General features: G+C 69.8%; 8 protein-coding genes and 1 tRNA gene. 5 read left to right on the top strand and 4 right to left on the bottom strand.

All coding sequences use genetic code 11. The annotated features are described in order from the left end of the window. Positions 1–143: 143 nt before the first annotated feature. On the bottom strand, positions 144–1886 hold the full coding sequence (locus UK23_RS44985; RefSeq protein ID WP_045317973.1) for a proline--tRNA ligase: 1743 nt from the start codon (positions 1884–1886) through the stop codon (positions 144–146). A 139-nt stretch (positions 1887–2025) separates the two neighbouring features. Here UK23_RS44985 and UK23_RS44980 point away from each other — a divergent pair, with 139 nt between their 5' ends. Then, the gene (locus UK23_RS44980) at positions 2026–2385 is read left to right on the top strand and encodes a VOC family protein (protein ID WP_045317972.1); all 360 of its coding nucleotides are present in this window, start codon (positions 2026–2028) and stop codon (positions 2383–2385) included. Between the two features lie 790 nt (positions 2386–3175). Here UK23_RS44980 and UK23_RS44975 read toward each other — a convergent pair. Further along, on the bottom strand, positions 3176–4141 hold the full coding sequence (locus tag UK23_RS44975; RefSeq protein ID WP_045317971.1) for a GNAT family N-acetyltransferase: 966 nt from the start codon (positions 4139–4141) through the stop codon (positions 3176–3178). Positions 4142–4227: 86 nt separating this feature from the next. Here UK23_RS44975 and UK23_RS44970 point away from each other — a divergent pair, with 86 nt between their 5' ends. After that, complete coding sequence (locus UK23_RS44970; RefSeq protein ID WP_045317970.1) at positions 4228–4983, top strand: SAM-dependent methyltransferase; 756 nt, start codon at positions 4228–4230, stop codon at positions 4981–4983. Here UK23_RS44970 and UK23_RS44965 read toward each other — a convergent pair. Both UK23_RS44965 and UK23_RS44960 read right to left on the bottom strand, forming a co-directional pair. Next, a tRNA-Arg gene (locus UK23_RS44965) sits at positions 4984–5055 on the bottom strand. Between the two features lie 14 nt (positions 5056–5069). Further along, positions 5070–6365: a hypothetical protein gene (locus UK23_RS44960; protein WP_045317969.1), complete on the bottom strand. Its 1296-nt coding sequence runs from the start codon at positions 6363–6365 to the stop codon at positions 5070–5072. Positions 6366–6424: 59 nt separating this feature from the next. On the opposite strand from UK23_RS44960, the gene yaaA reads away from it, so the two are divergent. The 3 genes from yaaA to UK23_RS44945 all read left to right on the top strand — a co-directional run bounded on the left by yaaA (position 6425) and on the right by UK23_RS44945 (position 10151). Then, positions 6425–7153: a peroxide stress protein YaaA gene (yaaA, locus tag UK23_RS44955; RefSeq protein WP_045317968.1), complete on the top strand. Its 729-nt coding sequence runs from the start codon at positions 6425–6427 to the stop codon at positions 7151–7153. Between the two features lie 205 nt (positions 7154–7358). Next, entirely contained in the window at positions 7359–8327 is a 969-nt protein-coding gene (locus tag UK23_RS44950; RefSeq protein ID WP_045317967.1) for a serine protein kinase RIO, read from the top strand. 234 nt (positions 8328–8561) lie between these two features. After that, positions 8562–10151 carry a DEAD/DEAH box helicase gene (locus UK23_RS44945; RefSeq protein ID WP_082115495.1) on the top strand — a complete coding sequence of 530 codons (1590 nt, stop codon included), beginning with the start codon at positions 8562–8564 and terminating at the stop codon, positions 10149–10151. The last annotated feature ends 357 nt before the right edge of the window (positions 10152–10508 follow it).

Here is a 10508-nt window from a genome sequence, read left to right as displayed (position 1 = left end):
GATCAGGCACGACTCGTGACGGGACCCCACCCGGAGCGCACGGGAAGAGCAGCTCGCCTGCGGCGTCGCCTTTGTCTCGGCTGCGCCATCGGCTGTGAACGACGAACGCCCGGCCGGAATCCGGCCGGGCGTTCGTTCGTGGGTCAGCTGTTGACGATGTTCACCAGGTGGTCGACCGCCTCGGCTACCGGAACCTCTACGCGGTCGCCGGACTTGCGGTCCTTGACCTCGACGGTGCCGTCCTTGAGGCCGCGACCGATCACCAGGATCGTCGGGATGCCAACGAGTTCGGCGTCCGCGAACTTCACACCGGGGCTCGCCTTGCGGTCGTCCAGGATGACCTTGAGGCCACGGGCGCTCAGCTGCTGGGCGAAGTCCTCGCCTGCTGCGGTCAGCGTCTCGTCCTTGCCCGCGATGACCACGTGCACGTCGGCGGGGGCGACGTTGCGGGGCCAGATCAGGCCGCGGTCGTCGTGCGACTGCTCGGCGATCGCGGCGACCAGGCGCGAGACGCCGATGCCGTACGAGCCCATGGTGATGCGGACGGGCTTCGAGTCCGGGCCGAGGGCGTCTAGCGAGAACGCGTCGGCGTACTTGCGGCCCAGCTGGAAGATGTGGCCGATCTCGATGCCGCGCGCGGCGACCAGCACGCCCTTGCCGTCGGGGGACGGGTCGCCCTCGCGGACCTCGGCCACGTCGATGGTGCCGTCCGGGGTGAAGTCGCGGCCTGCCACCAGGTCGACCACGTGGTGGTCGGCCTTGTCGGCGCCGGTGACCCAGGCGGTGCCGGTGACGATGCGGGGGTCGGCGAGGAAGCGGACGCCGTTCGCCTGAAGGGCGCCGGGGCCGATGTAACCCTTGACCAGGAACGTGTTCTTGGCGAAGTCGGCCTCGTCGAGCATCGCGACCTCGGCGGGCTCGAGGGCCGCCTCGAGACGCTTGAAGTCCACCTCGCGGTCGCCGGGGACGGCGATGGCGAGCAGCTCCCACTCCTTGCCCGGCACCTTGGTCTTGACCAGGACGTTCTTCAACGTGTCCGCCGCGGTGAACTTGCGGTCGGTGTTGGCGTTGAGGAAGTCCACCAGCGACTCGATGGTGGGCGTGTTCGGCGTGTGGTGCACGGCCGCGGCGGGCTTGTCGTCGATCGACTGCGCGGCGGGCGCGGGGGTCGTGACGGCCTCGACGTTCGCCGCGTAACCGGACTCGGTGCTGCGGACGAAGGTGTCCTCGCCGGTCTCGGCGACGGCCAGGAACTCCTCGGACGCCGAGCCGCCCATCGCGCCCGACGTCGCCGACACGACCACGTATTCCAGGCCGAGACGGTCGAAGATGCGGATGTAGGCGTCGCGGTGGTTCTGGTAGGACTTGCTCAGGCCCTCGTCGGTCAGGTCGAACGAGTACGAGTCCTTCATCAGGAACTCGCGGCCGCGCAGGATGCCCGCACGGGGACGCGCCTCGTCGCGGTACTTGGTCTGGATCTGGTACAGCGTGACCGGGTAGTCCTTGTACGAGCTGTACTCGCCCTTCACGGTGAGCGTGAACAGCTCCTCGTGGGTGGGGCCGAGCAGGTAGTCGGCGCCCTTGCGGTCCTTGAGCCGGAAGATGTTGGGCCCGTACTCCTCCCACCGGTTGGTCGCCTCGTAGGGCTCCTTGGGCAGCAGGGCGGGGAACTGGATCTCCTGCGCGCCGAACGCGTCCATCTCCTCGCGGACGACGGCCTCGATGTTGCGCAGGACGCGGAGACCCAGCGGCAGCCAGGAGTACCCGCCCGGAGCGACGCGGCGGACGTAGCCGGCGCGCACCAGCAGCTTGTGGCTGGGCACTTCGGCGTCGGCCGGGTCCTCGCGAAGCGTGCGGAGGAACAGCGACGACATCCTGGTGATCACGGTGGGTACTCCTCGTTCGGGCTGTTGGAGCAGCCTACTGGTTGGGCTGCTGACGGATTTGAGCGGTACATCTATGGGTCTTAGGGCCGTTCACCTGGGCAAACCAAAATTGTCAGACCCTCTGAGTAGCGTCCCTTCCATGTCCTTGAGCATCGACATGATCACCTTCGACACGGGCGACGCCCGCAAGCTCGCCGAGTTCTGGTCGGCCGCGCTGAACACGACGATCCAGAACGACTGGGGCGAGTTCATCGTCCTCGCGCCGAACTCCGAAGGCGGTCCGGCCGTGGCCTTCCAGCAGGTGCCGGACGCCACGCCGGGCAAGAACCGCGTCCACTTCGACACGCACGTGCCGGACCGCAAGGCCGAGGTCGCCAGGCTCACCGAGCTGGGCGCCACCGAGGTCGCCGTGCACAGCATCCCCGGCCTCGTCTGGTCGGTGCTCGCCGACCCGGACGGCAACCAGTTCTGCATCGGCCAGGCAGGCGAGACCCTCTAGCCCTCCGCAGGGCCGGGCTGGCGGTTGATCCCCGCCACCTCGGCCCAACCCGAACCCTCCAGGAGCCGCCTTTGGCCACTTGACCCGCACCCGGCACGACCTTTCGCTCGGCAGACCGCGACAGCACCGGATCCAGCAGCCCACGCCAGGCGCACTGAACGGCCACAGCGCCTTGGCAGATCAGGCGCGACCACATCCGCCCCGTGCACCCCGAGCGAAGCCGGTACGACCACGGCTGACGCCGCCGGCCCTGCACGGCCGCACCCAGTCGAGGCCGCACCGGACTCGCGTCGCACGGCGAGACCTTCTGAGCCCTCACGGCGTTGCGCATCCCGCGAGCCCTCAGAATCCCAACGCCTCCGCGCCGCGCCCGCGCGTCCTCCCGAGCCCTTACGGCGTTGCGCAATCCGTGAGCCCTCGGGACAACAGCGCTCCCCAGGTGCCAGCACGTTCACCCGAGTTTTCGTGGCAGTGCATGCCTGCACGAGTTCTCGGGACCAAGGTGCATGCCTGGTGCCAACGCGTCGACTCGAGCCCTCACGGCGTTGCGCATCCCGTGAGCCCTCGAGACCACAGCGCGTCCCACGTGTCAGCGCGCAAGCCTGAGTTCTCGTGGCAGTGGCATGCCTGCACGAGACCTTGGGCCAAAGCGCACGGCGTGTTCGTCCTGAGCCCTCATGGCGTTGCGCATCCCATGAGCCCTCAGGGCAACAGCGCCCGACACAAGGCCTGGCGTGCCCGTTGTGAGGGCTCGTGGCGAAGCATGCCGCCACGAGCCTTCGCAGCGACCTCAACCGAGGTCGACCGGCAGCCCGTAGTCGATCCACGTGCGTGCCACCTTGAACCCGGTGCGCTCGTAGACCCCGAGCGCACCGGTCGAGTTGGCGGTGTCCACGGACAGCCCGGCGCGGTGGTAGCCCTGTTCGCGCCCCCGAGCCAGCGTCCAGCTCAGCAGCGCCGAGGCCACACCACGGCCGCGGTGCTCCTCGAGCGTGCCGAGGTCGCCGATCCAGAGTTCGCGCACACCGGTCATCTCTTCGACCGCCGGGTAGTACCGCGAGAGCACGAAGCCGATCACGGCACCGGACGCGCTATCCAGCGCGAGATAGGAGGTCGATGGCACGAACCGCTTGCTGTCCGTGAAGGACGCCGCGAACTCCTCCGGGGTGCGCGCGGTCGAGCCCCAGTGCTGGGCGAACGCCGCGTTGACCACCAGGCGGACCTCGTCCGGGTTGGCTGCGGAGAACGGCACGATCTCGTAGCCCGCGGGCATCGGAACCTGGGCGAGTGACTCGCCCAGTGGCACCTCCATCTCGTGGAAGTGCCGGTCGGCGGTGAAGCCGAGCGACGAGACGAGTGCGAGGTGGCCGGTCGAGCGGCTCTCGACCATGGTGCTTGCCACGAGCGGCAGGGCCGGGTGCGCGGCGAGGTGCAGCGACCGGGCCTGAGCCACCATGCGCGGCATCAGCGAGCTGCCGATTCCCTGGCGGCGGAAGTCGGGATGCACCATGCCGTCGAGGCGGACGCGGTGCACCAGTGACGGGTCGTCGCGCGGCTCCACGAGTCCGTAGGCGGCGAGCGACGAACCCGCGAACGCGCCGACCGAGCCGAGAGGCAGGTCCGCCTTGCCGAACGACTGGGCGAAGTCCTCTTCGGACAGAAGCTCGCCGGTGTCGTCGACAGCCTCGGCAGCGTTGTACAACGCCGTCACCGCAGGGATGTCGGCGGTCGTGAGCGGGCGCCACACGAGTTCCACGAAACCGAAGCTACGGGGAGGTGATGAGGCCGACAACCGAATAACGCGTTGTCCTGAACGGGCTGTTCAGGCCATCCTGCCCAGTGATGACCAAACCTGAGATCGCCCCGCTGCACGAGGACGTCACCTTCCACGGACCGCTGTCCGAGGAACGGGCCGCCCGCCTGATCCGCTCGCTCGCACCGCTCGACGGCGCGCACGTGCTCGACCTCGGCTGCGGCTGGGCGGAGTTCCTGTTCCGCACGCTCGAAGCCGCGCCCACGGCCACCGGCACCGGTGTCGACCTGAGCGCGACAGACATCGCGCACGCACAGGCCAACGCCGAGGCACGCGGACTGGCGGGCCGGGTCAGCCTTCACGCGGCAGATGTCGGGAAGTGGCAACCCGAGAAGCGAGCCGACGTCGTGATCGTCAACGGCGCCACCCACGTGTGGGGCGGAGATCCGTCGGTGCACACGGCGAACGCGCTGGCCGAAGCCAGGAAACTGCTCAATCCGCAGGGGAAGTTGTTGCTGGGCGAGTGTTTCTGGGAACGCGAGCCCACGGCCGAGCAGTGGAACGCCATGCCGGTCCCGCGCGACCAGCTCCGCGACCTCGCAGGCCTCGTGGACCTCGCGATCGAGCACGGCTACCGGTTCCTCGCGGCGGAGCAGGCGAGCCAGGACGAGTGGGACGTGTTCGAGAACGGGCACGGCCTTGCGTGGGAACGCTGGCTGCGCGACAACCCGGACTCCGAGCACGCGGACGAGATCCGGGCGAAGGCCGACAGGCAGCGCACCTACCGCTTGAAAGGGTGGCGCGCCACCATGGGCTTCGCGTACCTGACGTTGCAGGCACCGTAGAGAACACGACCGGGCTCGAACCGGCGTCCCTCCGACTCGCAGCCGGGCGCTCTACCACTGAGCTACGTGTTCGAGGGACAGCCTGCTCAGCCGAGGGTGTTCTGTCCACTGATTACCTCGCGGCGCAACACCATGGCCCACAACGGATCGGACCCGGCGACACCGTGCACGAGCTGCGGGGTAGGGCGGAAGCGTGCGGCCGCGCGGTGCGTGCGAGGTGCGGTCCAGCCGGACTTCTCGGGCTCCACGCGGTGCGAGCGGCACGCTGCCTCCACATCAGCGCGTGAGCACGCAACGGTGCCGTCGAGCACGTCCCACGGCAACGGCAGTCGTGACCACACCGACGTGTCCGGGTGCTGCGAGCCGCCCGATTCCTGGTGCCACGCGGCGAGGTCGGCGGCCATGACGCGCATGACCTTGCCCGGCCACGCGTGCTCGATCAGGGAGGTCAGGCCTGCGGCGTGGAGGCAGGCGATCCAGCCCGCGCGGGCGGTGTTGTAGACACCTGCCAGGGCGTTCCACGTCGACGAGTCGACGCCGTGCCGCACGATCATGGTCGCCTTGTCGATCGACGACGACTGCCACAGCGCGGCCAGCGACGACGCGATCGACCGGGTCGCCGCCGACCACATTCCGAGCAGCCGGCCGAGCTGTTCGGGGCGGAGGCGGCTCAGGACGTCCGGCGCCGGGCAGGTCAGCGCGATCATCGGCCAGTCGGTGCCGCCACGAGCGGTGCAGCGTGCGAGGAGCACGTCCGCCACCAGGTCGAACGGGTTTGCGCGAGACTTCAGGACGAACTCGCGGCGCAGCTCGCGGCGGGCCGTGAAGTAGGCGATGAAGCAGGCCGCGTCCGGGTCCGCGCGGAACCGCGAGCGGTCGATCGCGCCGACGAAACCGGGTGCCGCGAGCAGCGGAGCGTCGCGCGTCTTCCGTGCGCGTTCCATCCGCGACGCCTTCGCGGAGAGGCGGCGCAGCATGCGGAAGCGGCGGTTGTACTGACGCTTCGACAGCTCGATGCCCGCCGAAGCACGCGCATCGCGGTTGAGGCGGTCGGCGAGGAAGTCGGTGCGCGCCGGGTCCCAGCTGATCTCGGAGCCGACCACCGCGGCGAACTCCAGCACCGAGATGGGGTCGTCCACATCGACCAGGCCTCCGTCCACAGCGAACAGGAAGCGCGCGGCGGCGACCTGACGGGTGGCACCGACCTGGCGAGCCTCGATCGCGGAGAAGCCGTGCCGGCGCGAGGCGTGCGTCGCGGCGTACTGGACGATCTCGCGCTCGCGATGTGTCAGCGACGGCTGTGCTTCCAGCACGAGGGCGGCGACGTCCTCCGGGCGCAGTCGTGCGTCGAGCGAGTCGTACAAGCGGTCCAGGACGTCCACGCTCTTCAGAGCACCACGCAGGTCCAGCGGTTTTCGGCCGTTGCCCTACCCTTCACGACGTGCTGGTGCTGCTTCCCCCGTCGGAGACCAAGGCGATCGGCGGCGAGGGTGCGCCGCTCGATCTCGACGCGCTGTCGTTCCCGGAGCTCAACCCCGTGCGCGACAAGCTGGTGTCCGCGCTGGAGGATCTGGCGAACGACGTCCCGGCGAGCCTCAAGGCGCTCGACATCTCCGAGCGCCAGCTGGACGAGATCGAGCGCAACGCGGCTTTGCGCACGTCGGAGACCACGCCCGCGCTGTTGCGCTACACCGGCGTCCTCTACGACAACCTGGACTTCGGCACGCTCAAGAAGGCCGAGAAGGAACGCGCCTACCAGCGGCTCGCGGTCGCGTCGGCGTTGTTCGGGGCGATCCGCGGCGGCGATCCCGTGCCCGCGTACCGGCTCTCGGGAGGCAGCACGCTTCCCTCGCACGGCAGCCTGCGCGCGCTGTGGAAGCCGGTGCTGGAGCCGGTCTTCAAGGATGCCGACGAGTTCGTCGTCGACCTGCGTTCCGGCGCCTACTCGAGTCTCGCGAAGATCCCGCACGCCGTCGTCGTCCGGGTGATCACGAGCGAGGGCAAGGTCGTCAGCCACTTCAACAAGGCGCACAAGGGCCTGCTCGCCCGCGCCCTGGTGACCACGAGCGCGGAGCCGGGTGACCTGAAAGGCCTGGTCAAGGTCGCGCAGAAGGCCGGCCTGAAGATCGTGCCGACCGGCGAGAAGACGGCGGACCTGATCACCGATTAATTCGGTTGCGCGCCCTGGAGGCGACCGGGCAAGCTTCACCGCAGCCGAAGTGCGGCGTGTGGGGAACGAGGAGGTGCGACATGTCAGAGCCTGTCTTCGGACGTGGCCGCAGGACCCGTCCCTCCGCCCTTCGCGCCTGATCAGCACCGTTTGATCGCAGAGCGCCAGTGGGGCGGTCACCTTCATCCTTTTTGGAGACCCCACCGTGCGCGAGCACGATCTTTACGAACGCTACGAGTCTGCTTTCGACGGCGCCGACGAAACCATGCGGCGCAAGGGAAAGCGCACCAGCAAGACCGCCGACGACGCGGAGCCGACGCGTCGCGGCCGAATGACCGAAGAAGAGAAGCTGCGGGTCGCCCGGCTGCGCGAGGACCAGCTCAGCACGGCGGACACCCCCGAGGACGGCGATCGCTGGTCCACCTGGGGTGACGCCGACCAGGGGCCGAAGCCGCACCCTGGCTGGCTCATCACCGAGCTGGCCGCGGTCGACCGCGAGCTGGGCATCGTGAAGACCGGCAAGGAGGCGGACGTCTTCCTGCTGGAGCGCGCGATGGGCGAGCGGGCCTGCCTGCTCGCGGCCAAGCGCTACCGCAGCAACGACCACCGGATGTTCCACCGCGACGCGGGGTATCTGGAGGGTCGCAAGATGAAGAAGTCCCGCGAGTTGCGGGCCATCCAGAACCGCACCGCGTTCGGGCGCAACCTGATCGCGGAGCAGTGGGCGGTCGCGGAGTTCGCCGCGCTCGCCAGGCTGTGGCAGGTCGGCGCACCCGTGCCGTACCCGGTGCAGCGCAGCGGCACCGAGCTGCTGCTGGAGTTCATCGGGGACGACGAGGGCAACGCGGCACCGAGGCTCGCGCAGACCCGTCCGGACGAGGACGAGCTGCTCGACCTGTGGCGTCAGCTGGTCGCGACGTTGATGACGCTCGCGGAGGCGGGCCTCACCCACGGCGACCTGTCCGCGTACAACCTGATGGTCCACGAAGGCAGGCTGATCATGATCGACCTGCCGCAGGTGGTCGACCTCGTCGCGAACCCGCGCGGCGTGGAGTTCCTCGACCGCGACGTCCGCAACATCGCCGGCTGGTTCGCCTCGCGGGGCCTGCAGCCGGAGATCGGCGACCCGTCCGCGCTGGTGGCGACGCTGCTGGACGTGGCCGGTATGGCGTGACCCACGTTGCGCGCCCGGCCGTGTCCAACGACACTGCCGGGCGCGCAAGGCGCGGTCATTGATCAGCTAGACTGTGCTGTACACCGATGAAGGCTTGACGGCCGTTGACCGGTGTTTCCACCCACTCATCAGCGGCGTGACCATCACGCCGGGCCCGTCCTTGTGATCGGCACCGCGGTAGCACGCGGGGCAGCCTCGAGACGTGCCATGTCCCGGAGGTTTGTTTTGCCATCAATGTCCGAAGGTCGTTCCGAGCGCTCCAACAGCCGCAGGGCACCGCGGCGTCGCTCGGGTCGCCAGGGCAACTCCTCGCGCCCGCAGCAGCGGGTTGAGGAACCGATCGTCGCCGAGCACTTCGAGAGCACGCTGCCGGAAGGCCCGCTGCCCTCGTTCGCCGAGCTCGGCCTGGCTGACGCGCTGATCAAGTCGCTCGTCGCCAACGAGATCACCGAGCCGTTCCCGATCCAGGCGGCCACCCTTCCCGACTCCATGTCCGGCCGCGACATCCTCGGCCGCGGTCAGACCGGCTCCGGCAAGACGCTGGCGTTCGGCCTGGCGATGCTGACCCGTCTCGCGAGCGGCCGATCCATGCCGAACAAGCCGCGCGGCCTGATCCTCGTCCCGACCCGCGAGCTCGCGATGCAGGTGGAGACGGCGCTCATGCCGCACGCCCGCTCGCTGGGCCTGTGGTGCCGCGTCGTCGTCGGCGGCACGTCGTTCCCGCGCCAGATCGAGCACCTGCGCCGCGGCGTCGACCTGCTGATCGCGACGCCGGGCCGGCTGTCCGACCACGTCCGCCAGGGCACCTGTGACCTCGGCTCGGTCGAGATCACCGCGCTGGACGAGGCCGACCAGATGGCGGACATGGGCTTCATGCCCCAGGTCCGCGCCATCCTCGACCTCACCCCGCAGGACGGGCAGCGCCTGCTGTTCTCCGCGACGCTCGACGGCGACGTGGACAAGCTGGTCCGCCAGTACCTGCACAACCCGGTGACGCACTCGGTGGCCCCGGCCACCGCGAGCGTCACGACGATGGACCACCACCTGCTGTTCGTCTCCGCTGAGGACAAGCAGAACGTGGTGACCGAGGTGGCCGCGCGCGAGGGCCGCACGATCATGTTCGTGCGCACCAAGCACCACGTCGACCGCCTGGCCAAGAAGCTCCGCTCCGTCGGTGTCCACGCGGGCGCCCTGCACGGCGGCAAGGCGCAGAGCGCCCGCACCCGCGTGCTCGGCGAGTTCCGCGAGGGCACCACGCCGGTCCTGATCGCGACGGACGTGGCGGCTCGCGGCATCCACGTGGACGACGTCTCGCTCGTCGTGCACGTCGACCCGCCGGCCGACCCGAAGGACTACCTGCACCGCGCGGGTCGTACCGCGCGCGCCGGCCAGTCCGGCACGGTCGTCACGCTGGTCACGCACGACCAGCGCCGCGCCGTCCAGGGCATGGCCGCTCGCGCGGGCATCCGTCCGGAGAGCACGAAGGTGCGCCCCGGCGACGACGACCTGATCCGCATCACGGGTGCTCGCATCCCGAGCGGTGAGCCGGTCATCGAGCGCGAGAAGCCGGCCCGCCGCAGTGGTGGTGGCGGCGGTCGTCGCTTCGGCGCCCCGGCCGCCGGTGGTGGCCGCGGCGAGTACCGCGGTGGCTCCGGCCGTCGCTCCGAAGGCGGCGAGTTCCGCGGCGGACCGCGCCGTTCCTCTGGTGAGGGTGGCGGTGGCGAGTTCCGTGGCGGCCCGCGCCGCTCGGAGCGCTCCGAGGGCGGCCGTGCATTCGGCCGGACCGGGGGCGCCGGCCGTCCGCGCCGGACGCCGCAGCACTGACACAGCTCCAGAAACACCGCGAAGGCCGCCTCTCCCGAACCGGGGGAGGCGGCCTTCGCCGTATCTGAGCTGTCAGCCTGCCTTGCGATCCATGAGCGACATCAACGCCAGCGCGGGCTCGGCGAACCAGGCCGCGGTGAGTTCTGCGGCTGCCTGCGTCGTCCAGAGCAGGCGACCCTCCGCTCGGCGTGTACCAGCACGAGCGCCCGGACAGCGCGGTGGCCCACCCCGAATCCGCTCAAGCCTCAGCCAGGTCCCGTGTTCACCGCCGCCACGAACGCCAGCGCGCTCGCGATCCCGCGAGCAACCGCAGCACTGATTTCGCCGCAAGGCACGCTGACGCAGGGGTACCCCCGA

This window comes from Lentzea aerocolonigenes, from assembly GCF_000955955.1.
In the GTDB taxonomy this organism is placed as follows: Bacteria; Actinomycetota; Actinomycetes; order Mycobacteriales; family Pseudonocardiaceae; genus Lentzea; species Lentzea aerocolonigenes_A.
The sequence above is the reverse complement of the archived record's forward strand: the minus strand, read 5'-3'. Positions and strand labels throughout refer to the sequence as shown.